The following is a 25,731-nucleotide window of genomic DNA, read 5'->3' on the forward strand; positions in this document are numbered from 1 at the left end:
ATCTCTCCTTAAAAATTAAATTGTTTTTTCGTTTACTTTATTAATGATGTCCCAGTCATTTCGGCTGGCTTTTCAAGACCTAATAAGTCTAACATAGTTGGCGCTAAATCCCCAAGGATTCCACCGTCACGCAATTGAATTCCTTGTTTTGTCACAATTACCGGCACTGGATTTGTCGTATGTGCTGTCATTGGATCGCCTTCAGGTGTGATTACTTCATCAGCATTCCCATGGTCAGCGGTGATAATCACAGATCCGCCTTTTTCAAGAATCAAATCAACGATTTTTCCAAGACACTCATCGACAGTTTCAATTGCTTTAATTGTTGGCTCAAGCATACCTGAATGCCCTACCATGTCTGGATTCGCGAAGTTCAGTAAAATGGCATCAAACTTGTCCGCCTGAATTTCTTTAAGGAGTGCGTCAGTCACTTCGTAAGCACTCATTTCAGGTTGAAGATCATAGGTTGCCACCTTCGGAGAGTTGATTAAAATCCGCTCTTCGCCAGGGAACTTCTCTTCACGTCCACCGCTCATAAAGAACGTGACATGCGGGTATTTCTCGGTTTCGGCAATTCTTAATTGCTTCATATTATTTTGCGATAAGACTTCACCAAGGGTGTTGTCTAAGTTCGTCGGTTTAAAGGCAACATATCCATCCACTGATTCACTGAAATGGGTTAAGCACACGAAGAATAAATCTTTCGGATGCTTCGGCCCGCGGTCAAAGGAGCGGAAGTCTTCATTTGTAAATGTATTAGAAATCTGAATTGCCCGGTCCGGACGGAAGTTATAGAAAATAACAGCATCATTGTCCTGAATCGTTGCAACCGGCTGGCCATCTTCTTTAGTGATGACAGATGGAATGACGAATTCGTCAAAAATTCCATGAGAATAAGAATCCTCAACCACTTCTAATGGATTCGTATAGGTAGGGCCATCACCATAAACCATGGAACGGTAAGATTTCTCGACACGTTCCCAGCGCTTATCACGGTCCATAGAGTAGTATCTCCCTGAAATCGTAGCAAATTCACCCACACCGTATTCCTTCATTTTATCCAGTGTCTGTTGAATAAATTTAGCTGCTGTTTTCTGACCGACATCGCGGCCGTCAAGGAATGCATGCACGTATACCTTTTCGACGCCTTCTTCTTTTGCCAGTTTCAGCAGAGCAAACATATGTTGAATATGGCTGTGAACACCGCCGTCTGACAATAATCCGAATAAATGAAGGGCTGTGCCGTTTTTCTTCACGTGCTCCATCGCACCTGTAAAGGTTTCATTTTTTTCAAATTCACCTTCACGAATGGCAATGTTCACTCGTGTTAAGCTTTGGTAAACAATTCGACCGGCACCAATGTTCAAGTGACCAACCTCTGAGTTACCCATTTGACCTTGTGGCAGACCGACTGCCTCACCAGAAGCTGTTAAATGAGAATGTGGATACTCGCTCCAAAACCGATCAAAATTAGGCTTTTTCGATTGTGCGACTGCATTCCCTTTTGTTTCGCCCCTGCATCCAAAACCATCAAGGATGATGAGAGCAACTGGAGATTTACTCATAGCTGCCTTCCTCCAGTAATTGTAAAAAGGATTGTGCTTCAAGGCTGGCTCCACCTACTAATGCACCATCGATATCTGGTTGTGCCATGTATTCTTTAATATTTTCTGGTTTGACACTGCCGCCATATTGAATTCTTACCGCATCGGCAACGTCTTGCGAGAATTGTTGTGCAACTACTTGACGGATATGGGCACAAACTTCATTTGCATCAGCTGAAGTGGAAGATTTACCAGTTCCAATCGCCCAAATCGGTTCGTAGGCAATAACCGTTTGCTTAACTTGATCATCAGTTAAACCAGTTAATGCTTTCGCAACTTGGTCTCCAACTAATTGGTTAGTTTCACCATTTTCACGCTGTTCTAGTGTTTCACCACAGCATACGATCGGAGTTAAATTATATTTAAAGGCTGCAAGAGCTTTCTTGTTTACAGATTCATCTGTTTCATTGAACATTTCCCGGCGTTCTGAGTGTCCGATAATGACATATTGAACTTCAAGGTCAGCAAGTGCTTTCGGGCTGATTTCACCTGTAAATGCTCCGCTTTCTTCAAAGTGCATGTTTTGAGCTCCAATTTTCACATTGCTGCCTTGTGTGGCTTCGACAAGACTTTGTAAAAATAAAGCAGGCGCACAAATAACGGATTCCATTTTTTCTGGAGCAGGTACAAGTCCTTTTACTTCCTCTGCAAAGCTTTTTGCTTCAGAAAGTGTTTTGTTCATTTTCCAGTTACCTGCAATAATTGGTTTACGCATACTGGCACATCCTTTCATGTTTTAAACTTATTTATCGTTCAGCGCAACTACACCTGGGAGTGCTTTACCTTCCATAAATTCAAGGGAAGCGCCGCCCCCTGTGGAGATGTGGCTCATTTTGTCTGCTAAATTGAATTTTTCAACAGCTGCTGCTGAGTCTCCGCCGCCAATAACTGAATATGTACCTTCTGCTTCAGCAAGTGCTTCGGCAACGGCTTTTGTGCCGCCAGCAAATTTATCAATTTCAAATACACCCATTGGTCCATTCCAAATTACTAGTTTTGATTTTTGAATGACGTCACGATAGATCTCAGCTGTTTTCGGTCCAATATCAAGTGCTTCCCAATCAGCAGGAATTTCCTCAATCGCAACTACTTTGGAATTAGCGTCTGCAGAGAAATCATCTGCAACGACAGCATCTACAGGCATATAGAAATTAACACCCTTTGCCTTAGCTTTTTCAATAAACGATTTTGCAAGATCAATTTTGTCTGCTTCAAGAAGTGATTTACCCACTTCATGGCCCTGTGCTTTGATAAATGTATAAGCAAGACCGCCGCCAATAATTAAGTTATCGACTAATTCTAAAAGATTTTCAATAACACCAATCTTGTCCTTTACTTTGGCTCCACCGATAATCGCTGTAAATGGGCGTTCCGGATTAGAAAGTGCTTTACCAAGTACATCGAGTTCTTTTTCCATCAAAAGACCTGAAACAGCTGGCAGAATATGAGCAATACCTTCAGTTGAAGCATGGGCACGGTGTGCAGCACCAAAGGCATCGTTTACATAAACATCAGCTAATTCTGCAAAAGATTTCGCCAACTCAGGATCATTCTTTTCCTCGCCAGGGTAGAAACGGACATTTTCAAGCAGTAGGACATCGCCTTCCGTCATTGTCTCTATCAACGCTTTTACAGAATCACCATAAGCTTCATCTGCCTTCTTCACGTCTTTACCAAGCAGTTCAGATAATCTGACACCGGCTGGAGTTAAGCGCATTTCTTCGACTACTTTTCCTTTTGGACGGCCGAAGTGGCTGGCTAAAATCACCTTCGCACCTTGTTCTACTAAGTATTGAATCGTTGGCAATGCCGCACGGATCCGCGTGTCGTCCGTAATTGCACCATCCTGCATAGGAACGTTAAAATCCACTCGGCAAAATACGCGTTTACCTTTTACATCGACATCTTTGAGAGTTTTCTTATTCATAAAGGACCTCCGAAAGTTTGGTATGAAGAAAATGAATTATCTAAAATCAGTAAAAAAAGGGGAGGGGGGCATATACTCCCCGCTCCCCTTTGGAAAACCTTTGTAATGTTCAACTTCTTATGATTGACAACCAATCATCGTCCGTTCCGATATATTAAAGTCCTTTTTGTGCAAGGTAGTCAACAAGGTCTACAACGCGGCTAGAGTAGCCAACTTCGTTATCGTACCATGATAATACTTTTACCATATTGCCTTCAAGAACCATTGTTGATAATGCATCAATTGTAGAAGAAGCAGTGCTTCCGTTATAGTCAGTAGAAACCAATGGAAGTTCGCTGTAAGCTAAAATTCCTTTTAATGGACCTTCAGCAGCTGTTTTTAATGCTGCGTTAACGTCTTCAGCTGTTACGTCTTTTTCTAACTCCATAACTAAGTCAACGATTGAAACGTTTGGAGTTGGAACACGCATTGCCATACCATTCAATTTACCCTTAAGTTCTGGTAGAACAAGAGCAACTGCTTTGGCAGCACCAGTTGAAGTTGGGATCATGTTCTCAGCTGCTGCACGTGCACGACGGTAATCCTTGTGTGGTAAGTCAAGGATTTGTTGGTCATTTGTATAAGAGTGAATCGTTGTCATCATACCGCGTTTGATTCCGAATGTATCATTCAATACTTTCGCAAACGGTGCAAGACAGTTTGTAGTACAAGAAGCATTAGATAATACGTGGTGGTTATTTGCATCATATTGATCTTCGTTAACACCCATTACGATTGTGATATCTTCGTTATCTGCTGGAGCAGAAATGATTACTTTTTTCGCACCTGCTTCAAGATGTTTCGCAGCATCCTCACGCTTTGTGAAACGGCCAGTTGATTCAACTACTACGTCCACGCCAAGATCGCCCCAGCCTAATTGTGCTGGATCGCGTTCTGCAATAACTTTCACTTTGTGTCCGCCAACTACTAGGTATTCGCCATCAACAGTAACATCTTCTTGTAGAGTCCCGTGAACAGTGTCATATTTTAGAAGATGTGCAAGCATATTTGCATCAGTTAAGTCATTAATTGCAACGATTTCCACATTGCTATTTCCTAAAGCCGCACGAAATACGTTACGACCGATACGTCCAAATCCATTAATACCAACTTTTACTGACATGATAAATTTCCTCCTTTAATTGGGTAAGGATGTTTTTTATTTTAAAAAGGATTTACCCTTTTAATAACTTTCTCGCTGCACCTTCATCTGTGATTAAAATCGTCGATGCTGGTGCTTGTTTTAAGTATGCCTTGATGGCCTTAGCCTTGGAACTCCCGCCTGCAACCGCGATGACATTTGGAATGCCAACCAGATCTTCTAACTGCAGGCCAATCGTTAATACCTTGTGAACAATTTCGCCTTGTTCATTAAAATAATAGCCAAAAGCTTCACCCACAGCCTTGCTGCTTTCAAGCATACTTAGAATCTCAGGGTTGGTTTTTCGCCGTTCAGCCATTGTGATAGCATCTCCAATTCCATGAAGAACCATGCTAGCTGATTTAATTAGTTTTAATACTTCATGAATGTCAGGTTCTCTGATAAGCGATTCGTAGATATCTGTACTGACCTGATCAGGAACATAGAACACTCGATGTTTGGATTGGGTGTTTCTGGACATAATCGAACAAATCGTATTTGCCTGATTCTGAACATCCTCGCCTACTCCGCCTCTTGCTGGTACAAACAGTAATTCCTTTTGGGTAAGCTCTGGTGATAGTCTTTCTGCGATAGCAGCCATCGTTGAACCGCCAGTTACAGCAATGATATTTTTTTCGCTGAGAAGCTTTTTCATGCAAATAGCACTTGCCTTGCCAAGCTCACCTTTTACCATGGGCGATTCATCACTATCGCCAGGTACAATGACGACCTTTTTAATGCCGAGCTTGTGCTTCAATTCCAACTCCATCACATCAATACCCTTTAACTCACGCATAAAGCCTTCCAAGTCTTCAAGCAAATTTTTCCCTTCAGGTGTTAAACTCATTCCCACATTATTCGTGTAGATTAAATTTTGCTCCCTTAGGAAATCAACTTCACCGCGAAGGACTCTTTCGGTATACCCGAGACTGACTGCTAAACTCCGTCTTCCTACCGGCTGCATAAAACCAATGTACCTTAGGATAGAATATCTCTTCTGTAGGACCTGCAGGAGGTCGGGTAATAATCTTTTTTGGATATCGATTAATGACTGCATGAATCTCATGCTCCTTTATTATATGTAGTTGGTCTCAAAATGTCCACCATAGACAAATTATGTCCCACTACATTCAAAAAAAATCACCCCTGCTACGTTTTTTATTGTAACAGGAGTGAAAATCTATTTCAACTATTAAAATTGGCTTTTTTTTCATGCAAACGGTTACTTATGTCAAATTTGTTAATTACACCGAATCCTGCTTCTACTCCGTCAATATAAACAACTGGAATCATTAAACCATATTGTTCGGTTAATTCATCACTGGATTCAATATCAATTTCTTCTAAGGCAAACTCCGAGTCTTTGTTTAGCTCTAGAAGTGTAGACTTTGCCTTGTCACATAGCGGGCAGCTTTTCCTTGTATATAATGTGATTGTTGTTTGCTCCATCGTTTTTGTTCCTTTCATTCAAACCTTTTTCTTTTCGAAGAGGAGGGAATTCCCAATTGATCCCGGTACTTAGCGATCGTCCTTCTTGAAACCACCATACCTTCCTCTATTTTTAAATGTTCGACAATTTCTTGATCAGATAGCGGTTTTTGTTTATTCTCTTTTTCTATTAATGTCGCAATTTTCTTCTTTACCTGTGTGGAAGATGTATTTTCATCATCCGAAACGGTTTGTATGGTACTTGTAAAAAATGTTTTCAACGCGAACGTCCCAATCGGTGTTTGCACATACTTTTCCCGGACTGCTCGGCTGACGGTGGATTCATGGATATCAAGTTCTCCAGCAACTTCCTTCATCGTCATCGGCACTAAGTATTGTGACCCTTTTTGGAAAAATGAAGCCTGTTTTTCAATGATTTTTGCTACAACCCTTGTCAACGTCTCTTTACGCTGTTCAATGCTTTTTTGGATCCACTGGTAATCCTGGAGTTTATCTTGTAGAAAGCGGCTTACCTGTTGGTCTTGGTCTTTGAATTTATGATAATACTGCTCATTGAGGCTAATCCTTGGCAGCGATTCATCAGACATCCGTACGGTTAGTCCCTCGCTTAATTGCTCAACGATTGCATCTGGGATAATATACGTGGTTGCTTCTTTTCCTAAAATGGCCCCAGGCTTAGGATTCAATGTTTGAATTTGATCGTAAACATCTTGTATATCCTTAAGGGTTACCTTCAGTTCTTTAGCAATTTTCTTCCACTTCTTTTCGGCGAATGGAATGAAATGATCGCCAATTATTTTTTGCGCGAGTTCGTTATCTGGATTTAGATAATATATTTGCATCAATAGGCACTCTTGAAGGTTTCTTGCCCCGATGCCTGCTGGCTCCAGTGTTTGGATAATGGCCAAGCATTCTTCAACTGAATCTTCCATTACCCTTAGGTTTTTGGCGATTTCGCTAAGGTCCCCAATAAAGTAACCGTTTTCATCTAAATTTTGGATAAGATGGCGTATCACACTTAATTGTTCCACCGTTAGGTTCGTTATTTTTATTTGAGACAGTAAATAATCTTCAAGCGAAAATGGTTTGTCAGCAATTTGATCAATCCAGTCCTTTTCCGCTTTTTGGTGTTTGCGACGATTACGGTCAATGAGCGGATTCATTGGCTTGATATTGACATTTTCAATCTGCAATAGGGGATTTTCAAGTGCCTTATCTTCTAAAAAAGCAGTTAACTCATGGGCAGAGTACTGCAACAATGCAATGGCCTGCGATAGCTCCTGTGTCATCGCCAATTTTAATGTTTGCTGCTGCCATAAACCGGCCTTCAAGTTCATTCGGATCCCCCCTGTTTTCTATTTTACACGATAGAGGGAATTTCGGGTATTAGAAAATGATATTCGAGGATGGAAGTAAGCCTTTTTGAGGAATAAAAGCTAAGTCGTTTTTGGATGAAGTTTTGGTTTTGTGCCGATTTCCGGTGGTTTTGTGCCGATTTTCCGTGTTATGTGCCATTTTTGAAAGGTTTTGTGCCATTTCGAGCATGTTTTGTGCCATTTTGGAAGAGTTTTGTGCAATTAACCTTTTATTGGAAAATCAGAACCCTTTTTCAAATTAAAAAACCCCCTGTTTTAAAAAAACAGGAGGTTTTCATGATGCGCTCGGCGAGAATCGAACTCACATTTTAAGCTTCGGAGGCTTACGTGCTATCCGTTGCACCACTCTTTGGCTCTATGGTCGATAAACTGCATCATATCAATAGTTTATGCTTGTTTAAGTGTTTTTCATTGCATGTTATTCCTAAAAACAATGATACTGAATCAAGCACTTAATTGCAAACAAAAAAAGACCAACCTCGTTATGAGCCAGGTCTTTGCAATTTCACTAAGATATTTGTTACTTTCAATCGATTATAATAATCATACTTGGATTTTAATTCAAGTCATATTCTTTTCAAAACATTAAAAGATCCCCCCCATAAATTAGGAATAAACCTTTACTTTATCTTTTGAATAAACCTATTTACAGCTTCACCTGTTTTTTCAAAATGCAATTCTTTTTTTCTAACCATTCCAACTTTATAAATCTTAAATCCGCCATTTTCCTTTACTACCTCATATTTTTTCTTATTCCAACTACAATGATAAGTTACATCATCCGATTGATACCAATCTGGTATGGATGCCTTAAGCGTTGTTAAATCTTTGTAAAAAGCATCTGAGGATTGATACCTTAATGTTAACGCATTATGAACAACACGTTTAATTTTGGAACAAAAAAATGGATTGTGTTCAATAGTACCAATGAGCTTATTTTTGGTTACTAATTTCATAACTTCCATGTTCGCAACCTTGTCTAGTTCACCCACCTCATAATTCCCCTTCAATCTAGTGGCGTAAAACATCGGATCAAGTGGCAATTTACCATTTATTAATTGAAATAACACTAACCCTAACTGATATAAATCTGATCTAATTGAATATATCGACTTGGTAAAAACTTCAGATGAACGATATAGATACGGTATTGGATCATCAATTTTCACTTTTGAATTTGGAGTTTTCACTGATCCTAAATCGACGACAATTGGAACGTTTCGATTATAAACAATATTTTCTAATTTTATATCTCTATGTACTAAACCATTACTATGAATTTGTCCGACAGCATATAAAGCCTCCATGGTAATATCAATTGCTCGCTTGATGGAAACATTCTGTAACCCGCAATACTTGTCTAATGTATCTCCTTCAAGGTATTCAGTAATAATCACCAATTGAGAGTCAGTTGCTGCATCATAAAAAGCATCTAATACCTCAATAATATTCTTTTTACCCTTTAGACTTATCAATGCTTTAACTTCGTCATCAATGTTTTCACCTTCTTGCCATGGAACTGGAATGAATTTAACAAATAATTTCTTCCCAAAATTCTCATGATATCCTTCGTATGTTGAACTAGTACTACCACCCTCGATCTCCCTAATTAGTCGTATATTTCTTTCTTTTAAATAGGTATCTTGATATAAATCGATAGTGCTGTTCATATTATTTCCTCTAAACACATATAGGCTGCTATTTGCTCGATTTTCTTAAAGTAAGTAACATTCCCCATTTGCTTCCATACTGGTGTATTAGTAATCTCATTGTACTTCTTTCTTTTCTTTTGTGACTTTATTCTCACTGTCTGCGCTAACAAACTATGGTTTGCTAAAAGCAATTCTAAGATTCCTTCAACTTTAAGTCTTTCAAAAGAATGAGATCGTGGTCCGGGGCTTGCAGTTTCGAAGATAATTCTTTCCAAGTTTTCCACTTTGCTTAGATATAATTCTATATAACTATAAAAATCCTTTAAAGATTCACCAAATCCATCCGATAACGTAAATTTTTCTATTCTGAGTGCAACGTTCTCTTTGTCTTCAAATAGTGATAAATAGATATCTTTACCACTAATTGAAATCCCTAAATATGACACTTTTTACACATCCTAACCACGTTAGTAAATCCTTTTCGTAAACATGAATATTTTATCATAACTTGTAAATATTAGTGGTATTTTTCATAATAGAACATTTCAGTTCCTACTGATACCCGTTGTCTAAACCAACTTCCACTTATATGGAATCCTTCATTTTAATCCTTTTCTTTCTAATAATCTATATAAAGTACCTGTCCCTATGGATAAGGTTTTCCATATAAACCGTATTGATTTACCATTCTTATACCACTCAACTGCCTGTGCAGCCTTCTCAGTCTTCTTACCACCATCTGTTCCCTCTACCTACGTCCCTTAAATTTACTTTCTCTATTTGCCATCTGTATTCCATCACGTTCCCGTTGCAATGTAGTCTACGTTCTAGCTGTGCTAAACCTACCAAAGATATTAAGTAAGAACTCATTCATAGGATTATAACTTGTAGTGTCTAACCATAACTTTTTGAGCGACTTAAGATCAGAAATCCCCCTAGACACTTTAATATAAGTGATTAGAAATAAATGTATGGATTCGAAAACAAAAAGACATCATTACTCGATGTCTTTAACAGATATCTCATATCGACGGTCATATGTCATCTGTAACCTATAAACTTTACCTCTTATCTCTCCTAAAGTGTTTCCTAACACTACTACTTAAATTTGTTAATACAAAAAGACAGTGAGACAATTTATTTTAGCCCACTGTCATTTCATCTTGTTTAGAAGGTAAATATTTGAAGATTCATCCTACTTGTTGTCTGCATCTTCAAAAGAATGTAACATTCCCATAAACAAATAATATATTGATGATCTCTTAGCTGAATATTATTTCTACTAATTATGATTCTGATTACGTAGTGACACTATAAATGCTTGCCATCTACGTTCACGATTATTGAGAAAACTTTTTGTTTCCTCATATGCAGTTGCAACTGTAGACGCCCCCGGAATTAGAACTCCAACTGCATCACCAATCATAGATTTCCCTACACTCTTATAATGCGATTTATAATCAAATGATTTAAGGAATAATTCTTCTTGGGCTTTACGAATTGCTTCTTCAACCTCTTTTTTGATATCTTCGAGTTCATTTCTTTTAGAATTTAAATTCTGAGAAGTTATCCATTTCCTAAAATCTTTTAAATATGAATTATCTCTAGCTTCTTCAACACAGGAATGGTATGGTCCATGTGGGGTAAGAAAGTTAGGTATATTTTCAATAACTAATATCTCTGAAAGCTCTATTTCGTAATGATTTTGGTTTTCATTTTCAAACCATCTTTGTGTAAGGGTATTGGTTATTAATTCGACACCATCTTCTTCAAACATCTTTACAACTTTCATGTCAAATAATAGTTTATCGAGTGTTACATTGCCAGATAATATTGAATTACCTATTGAAATTCCATGTGTATGATTATCTAAACCTATATCCCAATCAACATCTAATTTGTTTATCACCGTTTGAAAATCAACTCTATTTTTATGTGTGTTTTGTGCATAAATTTCACTTTCTTGTTTTCCTACTTCTTGTATTATGATGTCAAAGTCAATTTCATTAATGAAAGTGGCATGAGTTTCATCCAAAAATTTCACGAACGACGCATCCCTTAAGTTATCTGGACACAGACTCCTTGATAAAAACCAAATTTCATCAAATAAAAGAAACAATCCAAATGGACTATCCAAAATTGGATTAGGAGAGCTTGTTAAATCAGCTTTAGTTCTTGATGCTTCATTTCGGTAATCATACCCAATAGGAGTTGAAAGGCCCACATATGCTATTCTCTTCTTCACTTATCAATTCACCTCATTTAATATTAATTAATTAATTTTTGATACTTTTAAACTTTCTACAACTTCCTTATGCCAGTCATTAAATGGCTGTATGAAATCAGGTTTTCCCAACCATTCTTGAGTATCCAATTGAAATGTATGAATATATTTTTCCGTAGCCCCTTTATCGAATATACCGCCTTCTATACCTTGATCTCTAATAACTAATAGAGGTAAATTCAGCATAAACGCCATAGCGGCTTCAATATGATTCCAAGGGGTAGGTAATAGAAGGTTCTTAACAGGCTTTTGTTTGCTTGTTCCAGGCTTAGAAATTCCCTTTTGTATTAATGTTTGGGGTAGCCCTATAATAACAGCACCAGAACATTGTCTCATTAAATGCTCAACAGCTTTCATCGGAGCGACATTTGGAAAATCTGTCTTACCGATTGTTCTGGCTCTCATTCCTCTTCCATTTAAGAGTTCTTCTATCTTTTGCATAGTTTGATCTTGGTTTTCATCTACACTATTCGGTCTACTAACAAAAATATCAATATACATAAATTCCCTCCATAGAGTTTTTATCCCATCTAATAATATCATACTACCAAATGTTTCTATAACAAAAAGTCTATTTGAATTTAATAGTAGACTGTGATAGTAGCTATTAAAATCGATATTTCATTAATTGTCGTCATCTACCTTACTCCACAAAAAAAGCATCTAACCATTTCTAGGTAAGATGCTCAATCTATATTATTTTAGTACCTACATTCTTCACTGTTTAAAGGAAGAACCACAGTCACAAATAGCAATGGCTAATACAGGCCAACTCGATTGTTAATGCCGTTAACAGAATTGTCCCCAGAATAAAACTTAAAAACTTAGAAGTTGATTAAAATCAGCTTGGAAAATTATGATTGTTTTTAACCTACTTAAAAATCAACTAGCTGCATTTGAATACTTATAGAATCATCAATATCAGCTATTAATTCTCTATCTAAGGTTGTAATAAATTGCATTAACCTCTTTTTACTAATGGTTTTAATTTGTTCCACCATAACTACACTCTCTCTTTCTTGGTTTATCAAAAAACCAAGTTCAACATGTGTAGGTAGTTTAGCTTTTGTAATTTGACCTGTAACAGGTACAATTGTTACTGTAGGAGAATATCTATTATTTATATGATTAGACACAATCACCACTGGTCTAATCCCACCTTGTTCAGATTCAAAACCCTTACCTAAATCCGCTAAATAAACATCTCCCTTATTTACATTAATGTCTATGGTTTTTTTTTCTAAAAGAATACTTTTGTCCTCAGCCCCGGCATCAACCTTTTGATCTTTACTCTGCTCGTAAGCCTTAGCAAGAAGAGGAAGATAGCGTTGGAATTCTTTGATTTCACTTAGTAATTCGTTGTTATGAGCAATAACCGATACGTTTTCTTCAAGGGTTAAAGGAATTTCCAAGGTTTTCGATCTAAAAGCATAGTTGTTAGGACGGTCTAATATCTCGATTATTCTCTCTAAATGAAATATATGAACAGGATGACTCGATAGTTCTTTTAGTTTTGTTCTTTGCGTATTTGTTATTTCTTGATTTGTAATAAAAACAAGTCCCTGTACATTATTTGTTTTGACCCCTTCAAGGTCTTGTAAAAATTTCTTTTTAACTGTTGAATAGGTCTTTTTTCCTCTTGGGAAATAACATGCCCCAATAAACTGGATACCATCTTTGATACATTTCAAATCTTTTTTACCGTCTGGACCACCTAAAGGATGTGTAGGATCAATAGATTCATATCCCTCTGAACTTAAAACACGTCCACCAATACGTTCAGCTGCTTCCTGACCTCCAGTCCATTCTACCAGTGTATACCTAATATCCCTGCTACTATTTTGCATGACTCCACCAACCTATCTGTTTTTAAACAATTATTAATCGAAGTCAATCCTACATTTATCTTACTATACTAAAGATCCAAGTTCATGAAATAATTTTTACTGTCTAACTTGTTCCTTAAGAATCCTACTCAAATGGGTCGAAACGTAATTTTTAGTGGTGTGGAGATCAATCTACTTACCCGCTACCTTTAATAAAAGGGTAGGTAAAATGTGAGAATTACCCCCCCTATATCCTACACAAATGAAAAGAGACTCCCTTCTGGAAGTCCCTTTAAATAGTCACTTGTTGATGCTCTTTAATTAGTTTGTCTAGTGTTGGTCTTGATACACCTAATTCCTTTGCTAGCTGAGACTTTGATACTTCACGATTCATATACCTTTGATATTGCTTGTCAAAGTCTGGGATCGATACTTCTTTTCGTCCTTTGTACTTTCCTGCTGCTTTAGCTATAGCAATGCCTTCACGCTGCCGCTCTAACATGTTCGCTCTTTCAAACTCATTAATTGCACCTAACATAGTTAGCATTAGTTTTCCATTTGGAGTTGAAGTGTCGATTTTCTCTTTAATTGATACAAGTTGAATGCCTTTTGAATCAAACAGTTCGACTATTTCTAACAAGTCTTTTGTGGATCGTGCTAATCTTGAAAAGTCTGCAACGTAGATTGCATCTCCTTCTCTTGCAAAATCAAACATCTCTTGTAGCTTAGGTCTATCTGTATTCTTAGCAGACACCTTTTCTTGATACACCTTATCTATGTTATACTGCTTCATTGCTTCAACTTGTCTTGCTTCATTCTGTTCAACTGTTGATACTCTGATATATGCTATGTTCATGTTCATCGTTCCTCCGTATGTATCTGATGAATCAAAGATAACATATTGTAAAAATAGGTTCAATGACTTTATTTACATTTTGTAAATCAATTTGAATTCGCACTCTAGAATTACCATATTGGTATACTTAACCAATGCAGCTTAAGGCACGCTCCAGATTTACACAAAGCTTATGGATAACAACATGATAAAAGCAGCGATATCTTTTCATTGATATCACTATTAGGATAACCTCTGTTATCGATTACTTTTCTCGAACAACATCAGCTTATCACTATCCGTTTTATCACTTTACCCACTTAAACATAGCGATTATTTGAGTCGTGTCGGAAAATTACCAAATGCCAGTTTGTGAATGAGAGTGGTTTCTGTATCATACCAACACAATTCACAGTAGGCTTTCAGAATGCCATCAGATTCAATCCAAAGCCAACATAGGGGAAAAGGACTTCACCTCACCAAGAGCCATTCTGGTCGTCTGTGGGTCTTTATTTTCGTACCTCATTTTATTCTTTAATCTTTATTTGTTTGACACACATATTAGTGGTTGCTAATATGATAGCAACAAACATATTAGTGATATCTAATATGAAAGGGGGAAATTTATGCGAAATGTTGATATGAATATGAAAGTTAAACTGATTAATGGCTTTTCTAATAAGACAAGGATTCAAATTCTCGAAAGTATTAAAGAACAAGAGAAAACTGTTTCCCAGATTGTCGAAGAAATCAATGGCAATCAATCAAATATCTCACAACACCTTGCATGTCTAAAGGGGTGTGGAATTATTGTGGGAAGAAATGAAGGAAAATACTGCTATTACAGTTTACGTAACCAAAACATACGAGATTTATTAGCGATGTTTGATGTAGTTCTTGAAGATGTTCAAAATGAAATGAATTGTTGTGAACGTCATATTGATTAGGAGTTGAGGTAAATGTCAGAGAAGTGCTGTAGTTCAAAAGAAAAAGAACAAATTCTTGCTCAAGATAATGAAAGCTGTTGCAGCAGTAAGAAAGGTAAAGCTGAATTAAAAGATGATAAAGAAACTGATAGTTGTTGCAGTGCTAAATCCTCATTGGTTGTAATCGATGTAAAGCCTACAAACTCCTCATGTTGTAGCAGTAGTAAAGCATCTCTTGGAGATGTGGTCGCAATGAAGAATAGCACATCTTGTTGCAGTAGCAAAAGTGAAGAACATAATACAGGTACGGAGAAATCGAGTTGTTGTAGCAGTAAAGCTGAAGAATTATCACTTAATAACATTTCTTCTGCTATTGGAGAAAAGGTGGAATATCGAATCCACGGAATGGATTGTCCTTCTTGTGCATTAACCATTGAAAAAGGATTGAATGGACTAACAGGTATACAAGAAGTAAAAGTAAATTACAATACCGCTAAACTTCAAGTAGTAGGCGAAGAAATTTCTTCATTTGACCAAGTAGAGAGTATGGTTCAAAAACTTGGTTATACGATTGAACCACTTAAACAAAACAGAAATTTAAAAACATACAATATCGAAGGAATGGATTGTGGAAGTTGTGCTAAAAGCATTGAGAAACACTTAAAAACCCATCCTCTAGTTAAGGAAGTCAGTGTTAATTTCTCAACTGGAAAAATGAAAATCGAGCATGAGAATAGTGTTTCAGAAATCATTTCTGAAGTATCTAAAATTGGTTATAAGGCATCCTTGCAGTCGAACAATAGTAAATCTGCCAACGCCCCCAAAAACAAAGAAGGAAATGGAATAATCATTTTATCTGGAGTATTAATTGCTCTTGGTTTCATCGGTTCATACAATGGTATTTCTTCATTAATATCTACATTACTATACGCTTTAGCAATGGTTATAAGTGGATATAAGCCTGTTAAAAGTGCTTTCTTTGCAATCAAAAGTCATTCATTAGATATGAATGTTCTAATGTCTGTAGCCGCTATTGGTGCTGCTCTGATAGGTCAATGGTTTGAAGGTGCTACCGTTGTTTGGTTATTTGCTTTGGGTATTCTATTACAAAATAAGTCTATTGAAAAGACAAGGGATTCTATCCGTAACCTAATGGATTTAGCACCTCAAGAGGCTTGGGTGAAAGTTGGTTCTGAGATTGTAAAGAAGCCTGTTGAAGAAATATCTGTGGGTGAGACAATCATTGTTAAAGCAGGAGATAAAATTCCGCTAGACGGTGAGATTATTCATGGTATATCAAGTGTCAACCAATCTCCAATTACAGGTGAGTCAATTCCTGTAGATAAGGAAATCGGTGACACAGTATATGCAGGGACTATAAATGAAAATGGTTCACTTGAAATTAAAGTCACAAAGTTAGTTGAAGATACAGCAATTTCAAAAATTATTCACTTGGTTGAAGAAGCACAAGAACAAAAAGCTTCCACAGAAGCATTTGTAGATAAATTTGCTAGGGTTTATACACCTATTGTCTTTGTTTTAGCACTAGTTATTATGGTATTACCACCTTTTATTGGATTTGGTACTTGGGGCGATTGGTTTTATAGAGGACTTGAACTACTAGTTATAGCTTGTCCTTGTGCATTAGTAATTTCTACTCCTGTTGCAATAGTTTCCGCTATTGGAAATGCCGCAAGGAATGGAGTGTTAATTAAAGGTGGTACGTTTTTAGAAGTAGCAGGAACAATCAATGCCATAGCATTTGATAAAACAGGCACATTGACTGAAGGAAAGCCAAAAGTAACTCAAATTAAGGCGATAAAGGTATCAGAAAGCGAATTATTATCGGTAGCTTTGACATTAGAAAATTACTCGACTCATCCAATAGCAAAAGCAATTGTTAACTATGCCTTGGACAGAGGAGTTACTCCTAAAAATGGTGAGTTCTTTAAAAATATTGTTGGGAAAGGTGTTCAAGCAACAATTGAAGGAGACATTTATTACGCTGGTAATCTCAAACTATTTGATGAAATTAAATTACCATTAGATAATGTAAACAATCTTGTTTTGGATTTACAAAACAAAGGGAAAACAGTAGTAATCTTGGGAACACAACATCAAATCCTCGGTTTAATGGCGGTTTCGGATACAATACGTAAAACTTCGGCATTGGCATTAAATGAATTGCAACAAAGTGGAGTTAATCAAACTGTTATGTTAACTGGGGACAATGAAGGAACAGCAAAAATGATTGCATCAGAAGCAAATGTTAATTCCTATTTTGCAGAATTGTTGCCAGAAGATAAAGTAGATATCATAAAGGAATTGCAAAAGGAAGGTCATAAGGTGGCAATGGTTGGAGATGGTATTAATGATGCTCCAGCACTAGCAACAGCAGATTTAGGTATTGCTATGGGGGGAGCAGGAACGGATACCGCAATGGAAACGGCAGATATTGTTTTAATGGCAGATAACCTAGAAAAACTACCTTACACCATGAAATTGAGCCGAAAAGCCATGCGAATCATTAAACAAAATATATGGTTTTCAATAATTGTTAAAGTTATTGCACTAGCCTTAATCATACCTAATTGGCTTACACTTTGGATGGCAGTATTAAGTGATACAGGTGCAGCATTAATTGTGATTTTAAATGCAATCAGATTGTTAAAATTTAGAGAATAGTTATGATGAACTGAATAAAGGTAAGCCACGATCGTGGCTTACCTTATTGTTAGAATTATCATCTTTATATGAGTATCTAATATTGCTGTGAGTGAAAGGGGTATCTACTGTTAATGAAATCACAGATTTATTAATCCCTGTGCAGCTATGTCTTGAACTCCCCCTATGTCCAATCATTCGTTCCAATACAAAAAAGGATAACTCAACATCTGAGTCATCCCCATTCTACACTTTTTCATAACTACCCTTTGAATAGTGCATTGAAATCATCACCAGTTGTTTAAGTAAAGCACCCGTTACTTTAAGTACAATTCTTCACAAACTAATCCTGTTATCACATTTATTTTATTACAGGACTGCTGCACAGGTAACATAAGAGAGCTGTTTAAGTAGGTGGTTTTACAAATTCTAATACATTTAGTTTTTACAGGACTGCCCTTAGTGATCTAAGAAAAGAAAAAAAACCTCACATAGTGAAGCCCCATTTATATGCTGATTAAATTTTTAATTTCACAAATTGGATTTATGTTTTTGAGTAGTGCATAACCTCACTACTTTTAGACTTCTAAAGGAACTTTGTTCTCACTACTCTTATCTAAACTTTTTACTTCAAGAATACCCCCCGTATCAACAAACCCCTTTGTGTATATTTCTATTATATTGTTTATGTTATTTAAAACCGATCTAAATTTATTAAAGTTTATATCAGTATAGTTATTTAAAATATACTTAGAGAAAATTTCTTTGCCATAGTACTTCGAGTGATCATACTTGTCCTTCTTGCAAAATTCTCTTCTATCTATTTTTTGCGACAGGGTATTTTTTTCAAATAAGTCTTCTATATCACATTCGGGCTTTCCATCAATTAACGGTACAGTTAAAAGGTATAAATTGTCAATGATATTAACCATGTATTTATCCTCTAAGATACCCTTTTTTTTATCATCAAGCTTTGAATGGTTAATAAAATTACCTATAGGTTTATTCTTCCCACTCTTAATCTCATTATCGAACATTAAAATTACGGGGTTTTTAGGTAAAGTGTTGCTTATCTTCTTAAAATAACTCAAATAACTAGGAGTGGATTTCTTAGTCTTAGCATCAAAGAAATTATATATATTATTTAGTGCACTCCCCCCATCCTGGAAAATCCCCAGAAAGTATGCTAATCTCTTAGTTTTATTTAAAAAAGATACTTTAAACTCAAATGATCCATCACTATCTTTTGTAATTAAATTAGGATATTCGTTATAGAGATTTTTTAAAGCTGCTTTTAAATAAGCAATATCTGTTTTACCTTCCGTCACAATTATTGGCTTGGGGTTAGCATAAAAGTATTTATAAAAAAGAAACTTTTGATATTGAAGTTCTCTCGAACTCAAATTATTAAAATTATGTTTATCACCATCTATTTTGTTATTGTACCTAGCTAATTGATTTATAAAGGCAAATCTTCCTTCTAATTGATTAAGGTTGGCGAGTTTACCATTAATCTCAAACTTTCCTTCTTTATAGAGTTGATGAGCCATTGCCCTAGTCTCTTTGTAATAAATTCTATTAACGTTGATTTTCTTATTTACAACAAGTCCTGTTACCACCTGTCTTGAATCTCTAAGTTGTAACCTTTTCTTCTTTTCATTAATTTTAAACCCAGCTCGTATTAACTCACTTGATAATCTTTCATAAAATGCCGTTTGTAGATCCAAAAAAATTTTATCATTAGTAGAAAATGTCAAATCATCTGCGTAACGTGTATAATCCAACTTGTATTTTTTTGCGATTTTCAATAATCTTTGGTCAAGTATCTCACAAATTAGGTTTGTAATGATTGGAGAAGTTGGCGCACCTTGCGGCAGTTTTCCTTCGTAACATGTTAATTGTGCAATAACTGTGGCTACTTCACTAGATAATAAGAAATTATTATTCTTAATAAAAAAACCTCTTACACGACCAAAATGAAAACTTTCAAAAAAGTTTTCTAAATCAATATTCAAAACCAATCTTTTATTCCGATGAATTTTTGCATTGGTTATGATGCTCTTTTCTTTTTCGAATGCATGAGAGAGATTATTTTTTATCTTCTGGTTTTTTTTCTTATGCTTATACAATGCCACTGCAAGTTTTCTTTGAATGTCTTTGAGTTCTGCTAATGGAGCATTAATTTTTCGAACGCCACCATTTTTTTTATCTATTTCAAACGAAGTGTACAAAGTATTAATGTCATTTTTATACAATAGATAACTAAGATTTTTTCTGGGAATCTTCAGAAAATCAGCAAGGTGATTTCGTGTTTTTATATCGTGAAATTCCATCATATAAAACTCCTTCATAAATAAACGTGTGGCTACTCATTAGGCGAAAGGCGGCGAATAAACCGTGAAATATACCACCATGCAGATAATTAGAATCGGAGAAGCTAATGTTCCCACCATTTTTGTCAACACTTGCGAAACACAAGCGAAAAAATCTAGCCACACGTTAATAAAAATTATACACTTTTTTTACTAAATGGGATATTTATAATGATTTTTCATTTGATTTCCATTAAATACCCATTAAAAAATGACCTTGTTTATAAGGTCATTTTTATTATCTAGAATCCTTTATTGATTAAGTACCAATTGAATATTGCTTAATTTTTTATTCGTTTAGTTCTGCTTTTATTTTTCTATTTCGTCTCTTATTCCTAAACCTTGATCTTGTTTTGGCTTGCTTCATAATACTCTTTATAAACCAGATTTAAATGCCATGTTCAGTGTAATGATGTCCCTCTTAATTTATCCATTTGACCACCTTTATCATAAGAACTTTACTAATAATTCTATTTATATAACTCGAAACCCTTCTTCAACTATCCTGCTTCGTTAGCACAATAAGAAAAAAGCTGCCGCAACGACAGCCCTGTTCTTCAACTCTTGCACCCAGTTAGTTTAACAAGTCACAATTTCAACAAACAGCGGATTTTTTTAATAAAGAAAAAAAGTGTATATTTTTTCCTGTAAAAAGCAACATAAATGAAAACAGCTAAGGAGTATTAAAATGTTTGTAGCTATAATTAGAATCGGTCTTTTTTTAATACCATGGTTAACTGTTTTCTTTATTCCCAAAAATGTGTTTAAAAAATATACACCCGTTTCAGCCTTTGCATGTTTACTTGTTGTTATTAATAGTATGTTATCTGTTCCTTTTAAATGGTGGACAGTAAAAGGCGGATTATTAAACAAAGTTTTTAATGATTTGAGCTTTATATTAGGACCATTCTTTATAGGCACAATATGGATTTTCCGTTTGACTTTCGGGAAATTTTGGTTATATCTTCTGACTAATACGTTTATGGACTTATTTCTTGCATTTCCAATTAACTGGTTAATGCAAAAATTTAAGGTATATAAATTAGTCAATTATAAGCCCAAACATATTTTTTACGTTTCCATATTTTTCGCTCTTGTTATTTACCCCTATCAATTATTCATCTCTCGATCAAAATCCAGTAATTGAAACTGGATTTTTTTATTTCCTCCAATTTTAAAAAAGTCTTCTTGAACTAAACTGCCCCTTTAGCTTAAGTACATTCCTTCACAATCAAAATAGACTAATGTCAAACAATAAAAGACGAGTTTTATTAGTTTATTGTGTTAAGATTTGGTTCAACACCACACTTAATCATCTTATTCAAAAAAAAAAGGAGCAAAAATATGCTCTTCCTTCATGTGTTTTATTTAGCCACTAAGCAGCTTCGTTCTGTTCCCATACAGGCTTAATTATTCCACCATCATTCTTCGCTTCATGTTTAATTTGTTGTACTATTTCCTCTTTATGAATCCATCGTGCGTAAAAATTTTTATTTTTCTTTCCTATTGAAACTGTAAGACAAATAAGTATTTCATTTTCCATTAATATCTTTGAATACTTCATAATGGATTTTCTATCAATACCAGTTGCCTTAGCAATAGTATCGATATTTGGGTAAGCAACTCTTGAATTTGAATTGGTATAATAGATATAAGACATTATTTCAAAATATACGCTAAAGATTTTCATCTTATACTTATTATCTAATGTTAAAATTTTGTAGAAGTCTTCATAAAAAACTTTAGTAAACCCAATTTCCCTTTCTTTTTCTTTTGTTCTTATGAAATATGAATTTGCAGGTTTAATTTTCTCAACTTTTTTTGTTAGTAAGTTATCCTCATAAATTTCAATTAATTCAAGCTTCCTTAAACTCTCTAAAGTTCCTTTTACCTTTGATTTCAATTTTGTATTCTCATACATTCCCATAAGTGCAATGAGTTGATTCACTCCTATTTGTGTTGCGCCTATTGGGTTTCTAGATAAACCTTCAATAACTGCATACAGGAATATTTCAAACTCCGTATAATCATCATACCTAAATAGCTTAGGTACATGTATAAATGATTCCTTATTTTCAAGGTGTCTTGGCGTTGAATTTTCTGTCAATTTTAATACCTCTTTCTTTTTAAATTATTATGATTCTATCGATTAATGTAACGACCCCCTCGAGGGGCGTTACATTTCTATCTTTTTAATTTCTTCTCTCTTATTCTTTTCTCTCTTATTACAGTACCGAACTGAACCTAAATTTCAGTCTCAGTTTTTCAACTAAAGGTTTAAAATTCAGACTCAGTTTTCCCTATTAATAGAAATTGAGTTTGTTTTATAGACCCATAAATAATATTGAATTCCCATCTTTTAAATCATCGGATCATAGTCTTTATAACTATTAATCTTCTATTAGTAAATCAAAGAGATGGTTAATTATGGAGGTTTTTTGGCAATCAAAAAGTGGTCGAATGAGTTAATTCGAATTCATCGCATACTTATGACCATACAAATTTGTGTGTACAGACGTAAATTAGAATGGCAAGACTAATATTTGGTAGATGATATTATTCAAACAAACAGAACTTTAAAAGGTTGAACACTATGGTAATGAGAAAAACTCCTCAATGAATTTTATAGTAATGATTAAGACGGATAGATACCTTAAGTTACCTTTTTGATGACTTAAGGTAGTTAATTCCTTAGCATTTCCTTCAAATAGTTTCTAATTTAAGTCTCAATTCCTCTAACCAACTATTATCATCCTCCAAATTTTGTATCCAATCCAGGACTTCCATTGATGGGCTAAAGCTAATCTTAAGTTCAAGATTTCCGCAACCTTCAAGGTCGTCCGTTATGACAATTTTAGCGTTATAGGCTTGATCGAAAGGGAAATCATTAGGAATTTTATCACTTATTATTTTATTGTATTTCCCATATGCTAAACTCTGTAATAAGTTAATTAACTTTTCTTTTTCTGAATTAGAATAAGAATCGAAATCGGTAAGCTTATTGGTATAAAATTTTAACAATTCATCCTTAACCATATAAATAAATTGTTGTTTACTCATTGTAATTTCGTTAAATTGTAAATGTCTTGATTCCTTTTTGGTTATAGTCATAGTGTTTTTCAAAATTATTTCCTCCAAATTAATGTTATTTTTATTATGCTTTAGGAACGATATTCTAACTTCTTCTTTACAATTACTGACCATTCGGCTTTTCACGTTTTCATCTTTTATTGATAATGACTCCTCCCCTAAAATCAACTAGTTAAATAAAATAAATCTGTATTTCTTTTAAAAGAAAAAGGAAATAATCCTTATCGTATCGGAGTTTTTCACCGTAGTGTTTGGATTAATGTGATTACAATTCCTAAATCAACTAAACATATTGTAGCAATATTATACTACACTGTAAATATTTTTTTATAAAAATGTAGCACAAATCATTTTCAATACTACACTTTAACAGCGTATTGTAGTGTGTTATAATTTGCATATACTACATTACATTTTGTTTGCGGAGGAACATATCCATGAGTATTAATAACTTTGGCAGAGATATAAAAGCATTAAGAACAAAAAGAGGGGTTGGTTCTAGGGAACTTTCTCGACTATTAGGCAAAGCTGAAACATACATTTCCCAATTAGAGAGAGGATTAATTAAGAAGCCCGATTATAATACCGCCTTTGCTATATTGAAGCATTTGGGATTTACAGAGAGTGGCATTGATGAATTTTTGGACAATTTTTATCAAATTAAATCCCCAGAGAGGATTGCGTCAGAATCAGAGGAAGTAGCTAACTGGGAGGAAAAGAGAGCAGCTGAAATTGAAGAAATGTGGATTCAAAGACAAGAAGAGATGGATACTGATACTGATCAAGAATATCCTAACGTCACATTAAAAAATGGTAAGATAAACTTAGAAAGTCAATGGATGATGGATCTGTATGAGAAGATGGAAGAAATAAACGAAGAAATAAAAAAAGAACTTTCATTTAATATAAACAAAAACATGCAAACCTTTGAACCTGTTATTAAAAACCTGTATAGCCTGATAACATCAATGAGAAAAGATAGGACTAATTTCGACCTTTTTGTTGGGTTATTTGAAAACGATCTAAGTGTCCTTACTATAGAGTGTAAAGATAAAATACTTAAATCAGTAAAAGAAGAGACAAATAAAAACAGTTAAATACCCATTGCAAAAGACACTTCTACTCGAAAAAGAGCTGGTATTATACCTGCTCTTCTTCGAGTGATTAGGCGTTATTCTCCCCATTCTGGAAATTCATTTAACCTCGGAAACAGGTACTTATAGCAATTTTCTTTCTTACTTAAGTTTTTATTATAATTTTCCTTGTTTACGGTTATCCCTTGTTCTTTGGCAAATTGTAAATACTTCCGCAACCTAGATATGTGATTTTGTATACTTCTTAAACTCTTAGCATTTAGTGAGTATAAGAATTCTTCCACTTCTTCGAAGGTAAAATGGTACAAATCCTTTTGAAGTCGTTTTTCAATTCTGGCAACCTTTTTAAAACGAACTTCATCTACCCTACGAGTTTCATTTTTATATCCGACCAAAAAAAGGTTTTTGAACTCCCTATTGAATATATCATCTGATTTAGACTGAAATCCATTCTCCATTATATCTTTAAGTTCATCTAGCAACTGAAGGTAGTAATATTCTTTATTAAGTTTTTGCCTTATGTAAACATCAATTTGCTCATATACTTCTTCTGGTATTTTCTCTTCTCCATTTATTACCTTCTGAATACCATCTCCCCGCCTTTGTTTATAACCTAGTCCAATACGGGAGAACAACTCAACTAATACTAATTCGCAAAGCTTATGTTCATTAGTTTCAATGATAACTTCAAATGTAAAACAATTCGCCCCTATCTCAGAAAACTCCTTTTGCAATGGCTTATTTCTTTCTTGCCCTTTGGATAAGGCTAAGAGATGCTCGTTAAATCTTGTCTCTCCATCTCTTGTTGTTTCACCGAAGTAAGTTTTACCAGATAACTTATTTGTAATAGCATACACAATCCCCATTTTTTCCAACGTTAAGCCCACCCTTATTTTTGATTGATCTCACTTAAGATTTGTTTCATTCACCCATTTCTATCTATGAGTATGTAATCTTTAAATTCTTTGAACAACTGGTCAATTTGATTGACTTGATAGTAAATCTGCTCATTGTTATTCAATTCTGGAAATTCTATAGACACAAGGTTATCATTTACTGATTCGAATAATTCCTTAATGTAATATAATTGCTGTTTTACTCGCTTACTCTTTACTTGTTCATTAACCCAGAGCGGTTTAATACAACTCAGAAAATCATTAAGAGAAAGATCACCTTTATTGGTATTACATCTTTGGCAGGCACACACACAGTTTGAATAGCTGGATATGCCACCTCTTTTTTTTGGCACAATGTGATCTACCGTGTCCCCATCTCGCCCACAATAGACGCAAACATAACTGTCCCGTTCTAATATTCTTTTTTTGAATGTCTGCTTATCATAAAATTTGTGGATTAGTTTTTCATGAACAATCCCCGCCACACCTTCCTTTACAAGGATTTTTGCTTCTTCATACGAAACCATGTAGCTAATTCTTCTTTTCGATGTCAATT

The 25,731-nt window shown here is 35.1% G+C and carries 22 protein-coding genes; 4 read left to right on the plus strand and 18 right to left on the minus strand.

Features of this window, described 5'->3' with window-relative positions; genetic code table 11:
- Nucleotides 1-32: 32 nt before the first annotated feature.
- From gpmI to J7E63_RS11005, 13 genes are all read right to left on the minus strand, one after another.
- The gene (gpmI, locus tag J7E63_RS10945) at nucleotides 33-1,565 is read right to left on the minus strand and encodes a 2,3-bisphosphoglycerate-independent phosphoglycerate mutase (RefSeq protein ID WP_214715569.1); all 1,533 of its coding nucleotides are present in this window, start codon (nucleotides 1,563-1,565) and stop codon (nucleotides 33-35) included.
- Nucleotides 1,558-2,319, minus strand: coding sequence for a triose-phosphate isomerase (tpiA, locus tag J7E63_RS10950; RefSeq protein WP_214715568.1), 762 nt, complete (start codon nucleotides 2,317-2,319; stop codon nucleotides 1,558-1,560). Before tpiA ends, gpmI begins: the two co-directional genes overlap by 8 nt.
- 27 nt (nucleotides 2,320-2,346) lie before the next feature.
- Nucleotides 2,347-3,531, minus strand: a complete 1,185-nt coding sequence (locus J7E63_RS10955) for a phosphoglycerate kinase (protein ID WP_215011919.1) — start codon at nucleotides 3,529-3,531, stop codon at nucleotides 2,347-2,349.
- Between the two features lie 154 nt (nucleotides 3,532-3,685).
- Entirely contained in the window at nucleotides 3,686-4,693 is a 1,008-nt protein-coding gene (gene gap / locus J7E63_RS10960; RefSeq protein ID WP_214715566.1) for a type I glyceraldehyde-3-phosphate dehydrogenase, read from the minus strand.
- A gap of 52 nt (nucleotides 4,694-4,745) precedes the next feature.
- A complete protein-coding gene (locus J7E63_RS10965; RefSeq protein WP_215011921.1) occupies nucleotides 4,746-5,768 on the minus strand; it encodes a sugar-binding transcriptional regulator in 1,023 nt (340 codons plus the stop codon).
- 128 nt (nucleotides 5,769-5,896) lie between these two features.
- On the minus strand, nucleotides 5,897-6,160 hold the full coding sequence (locus J7E63_RS10970) for a glutaredoxin family protein (RefSeq protein WP_215011923.1): 264 nt from the start codon (nucleotides 6,158-6,160) through the stop codon (nucleotides 5,897-5,899).
- Nucleotides 6,161-6,174: 14 nt separating this feature from the next.
- A complete protein-coding gene (gene rpoN / locus J7E63_RS10975; RefSeq protein ID WP_215011925.1) occupies nucleotides 6,175-7,497 on the minus strand; it encodes an RNA polymerase factor sigma-54 in 1,323 nt (440 codons plus the stop codon).
- A gap of 659 nt (nucleotides 7,498-8,156) precedes the next feature.
- Nucleotides 8,157-9,206 carry a protein kinase domain-containing protein gene (locus J7E63_RS10980; protein ID WP_215011933.1) on the minus strand — a complete coding sequence of 350 codons (1,050 nt, stop codon included), beginning with the start codon at nucleotides 9,204-9,206 and terminating at the stop codon, nucleotides 8,157-8,159.
- On the minus strand, nucleotides 9,203-9,634 hold the full coding sequence (locus J7E63_RS10985; RefSeq protein WP_215011934.1) for a hypothetical protein: 432 nt from the start codon (nucleotides 9,632-9,634) through the stop codon (nucleotides 9,203-9,205). Before J7E63_RS10985 ends, J7E63_RS10980 begins: the two co-directional genes overlap by 4 nt.
- A gap of 836 nt (nucleotides 9,635-10,470) precedes the next feature.
- Nucleotides 10,471-11,433: a hypothetical protein gene (locus J7E63_RS10990; protein WP_215011936.1), complete on the minus strand. Its 963-nt coding sequence runs from the start codon at nucleotides 11,431-11,433 to the stop codon at nucleotides 10,471-10,473.
- Between the two features lie 27 nt (nucleotides 11,434-11,460).
- Entirely contained in the window at nucleotides 11,461-11,973 is a 513-nt protein-coding gene (locus J7E63_RS10995) for a hypothetical protein (RefSeq protein ID WP_215011938.1), read from the minus strand.
- Between the two features lie 374 nt (nucleotides 11,974-12,347).
- Nucleotides 12,348-12,695, minus strand: a complete 348-nt coding sequence (locus tag J7E63_RS29575; RefSeq protein ID WP_308161943.1) for a type II toxin-antitoxin system PemK/MazF family toxin — start codon at nucleotides 12,693-12,695, stop codon at nucleotides 12,348-12,350.
- A gap of 895 nt (nucleotides 12,696-13,590) precedes the next feature.
- Nucleotides 13,591-14,154 (minus strand): recombinase family protein, encoded by a 564-nt coding sequence (locus J7E63_RS11005; protein ID WP_215011941.1) that lies wholly within the window; start codon nucleotides 14,152-14,154, stop codon nucleotides 13,591-13,593.
- Nucleotides 14,155-14,759: 605 nt separating this feature from the next.
- Between J7E63_RS11005 and J7E63_RS11010 the strand changes: the two genes are divergently transcribed.
- Nucleotides 14,760-15,080, plus strand: coding sequence for an ArsR/SmtB family transcription factor (locus tag J7E63_RS11010; RefSeq protein WP_215011948.1), 321 nt, complete (start codon nucleotides 14,760-14,762; stop codon nucleotides 15,078-15,080).
- A 231-nt stretch (nucleotides 15,081-15,311) separates the two neighbouring features.
- A complete protein-coding gene (locus tag J7E63_RS11015; RefSeq protein ID WP_483861484.1) occupies nucleotides 15,312-17,744 on the plus strand; it encodes a heavy metal translocating P-type ATPase in 2,433 nt (810 codons plus the stop codon).
- A 557-nt stretch (nucleotides 17,745-18,301) separates the two neighbouring features.
- Here J7E63_RS11015 and J7E63_RS11020 read toward each other — a convergent pair.
- On the minus strand, nucleotides 18,302-20,059 hold the full coding sequence (locus J7E63_RS11020) for a retron Ec67 family RNA-directed DNA polymerase/endonuclease (protein WP_215011957.1): 1,758 nt from the start codon (nucleotides 20,057-20,059) through the stop codon (nucleotides 18,302-18,304).
- A 724-nt stretch (nucleotides 20,060-20,783) separates the two neighbouring features.
- On the opposite strand from J7E63_RS11020, the gene J7E63_RS11025 reads away from it, so the two are divergent.
- Nucleotides 20,784-21,242: a hypothetical protein gene (locus J7E63_RS11025; RefSeq protein WP_215011959.1), complete on the plus strand. Its 459-nt coding sequence runs from the start codon at nucleotides 20,784-20,786 to the stop codon at nucleotides 21,240-21,242.
- 228 nt (nucleotides 21,243-21,470) lie between these two features.
- On the opposite strand, the gene J7E63_RS11030 is transcribed toward J7E63_RS11025, so the two are convergent.
- Entirely contained in the window at nucleotides 21,471-22,202 is a 732-nt protein-coding gene (locus J7E63_RS11030) for a helix-turn-helix domain-containing protein (protein WP_215011971.1), read from the minus strand.
- 596 nt (nucleotides 22,203-22,798) lie between these two features.
- Nucleotides 22,799-23,218 (minus strand): hypothetical protein, encoded by a 420-nt coding sequence (locus tag J7E63_RS11035; RefSeq protein ID WP_215011974.1) that lies wholly within the window; start codon nucleotides 23,216-23,218, stop codon nucleotides 22,799-22,801.
- Between the two features lie 404 nt (nucleotides 23,219-23,622).
- Between J7E63_RS11035 and J7E63_RS11040 the strand changes: the two genes are divergently transcribed.
- Nucleotides 23,623-24,282 (plus strand): helix-turn-helix domain-containing protein, encoded by a 660-nt coding sequence (locus J7E63_RS11040; RefSeq protein ID WP_215011975.1) that lies wholly within the window; start codon nucleotides 23,623-23,625, stop codon nucleotides 24,280-24,282.
- Nucleotides 24,283-24,356: 74 nt separating this feature from the next.
- Here the strand turns inward: J7E63_RS11040 and J7E63_RS11045 are convergent, their stop codons facing one another.
- Both J7E63_RS11045 and J7E63_RS11050 read right to left on the minus strand, forming a co-directional pair.
- Complete coding sequence (locus J7E63_RS11045) at nucleotides 24,357-25,145, minus strand: phage lytic cycle repressor MrpR family protein (protein WP_251033491.1); 789 nt, start codon at nucleotides 25,143-25,145, stop codon at nucleotides 24,357-24,359.
- A gap of 59 nt (nucleotides 25,146-25,204) precedes the next feature.
- A complete protein-coding gene (locus J7E63_RS11050; protein ID WP_215011984.1) occupies nucleotides 25,205-25,702 on the minus strand; it encodes an HNH endonuclease in 498 nt (165 codons plus the stop codon).
- Nucleotides 25,703-25,731 lie beyond the last annotated feature (29 nt).

The organism is Bacillus sp. ISL-75, from assembly GCF_018613095.1.

Coding starts and splice junctions, on each gene's coding strand:
- J7E63_RS11015 (WP_483861484.1), top strand. CDS start 15,312: ATGAAGAATAGCACATCTTGTTGCAGTAGCAAAAGTGAAGAACATAAT.
- J7E63_RS11025 (WP_215011959.1), top strand. CDS start 20,784: ATGTTTGTAGCTATAATTAGAATCGGTCTTTTTTTAATACCATGGTTA.
- gpmI (WP_214715569.1), bottom strand. CDS start 1,565: ATGAGTAAATCTCCAGTTGCTCTCATCATCCTTGATGGTTTTGGATGC.
- J7E63_RS10980 (WP_215011933.1), bottom strand. CDS start 9,206: ATGAACAGCACTATCGATTTATATCAAGATACCTATTTAAAAGAAAGA.
- J7E63_RS11040 (WP_215011975.1), top strand. CDS start 23,623: ATGAGTATTAATAACTTTGGCAGAGATATAAAAGCATTAAGAACAAAA.
- J7E63_RS10970 (WP_215011923.1), bottom strand. CDS start 6,160: ATGGAGCAAACAACAATCACATTATATACAAGGAAAAGCTGCCCGCTA.
- J7E63_RS11020 (WP_215011957.1), bottom strand. CDS start 20,059: ATGATGGAATTTCACGATATAAAAACACGAAATCACCTTGCTGATTTT.
- tpiA (WP_214715568.1), bottom strand. CDS start 2,319: ATGCGTAAACCAATTATTGCAGGTAACTGGAAAATGAACAAAACACTT.
- J7E63_RS10965 (WP_215011921.1), bottom strand. CDS start 5,768: ATGCAGTCATTAATCGATATCCAAAAAAGATTATTACCCGACCTCCTG.
- gap (WP_214715566.1), bottom strand. CDS start 4,693: ATGTCAGTAAAAGTTGGTATTAATGGATTTGGACGTATCGGTCGTAAC.
- J7E63_RS11050 (WP_215011984.1), bottom strand. CDS start 25,702: ATGGTTTCGTATGAAGAAGCAAAAATCCTTGTAAAGGAAGGTGTGGCG.
- J7E63_RS10955 (WP_215011919.1), bottom strand. CDS start 3,531: ATGAATAAGAAAACTCTCAAAGATGTCGATGTAAAAGGTAAACGCGTA.
- J7E63_RS11005 (WP_215011941.1), bottom strand. CDS start 14,154: ATGAACATAGCATATATCAGAGTATCAACAGTTGAACAGAATGAAGCA.
- rpoN (WP_215011925.1), bottom strand. CDS start 7,497: ATGAACTTGAAGGCCGGTTTATGGCAGCAGCAAACATTAAAATTGGCG.
- J7E63_RS11045 (WP_251033491.1), bottom strand. CDS start 25,145: ATGGGGATTGTGTATGCTATTACAAATAAGTTATCTGGTAAAACTTAC.
- J7E63_RS10995 (WP_215011938.1), bottom strand. CDS start 11,973: ATGTATATTGATATTTTTGTTAGTAGACCGAATAGTGTAGATGAAAAC.
- J7E63_RS11010 (WP_215011948.1), top strand. CDS start 14,760: ATGCGAAATGTTGATATGAATATGAAAGTTAAACTGATTAATGGCTTT.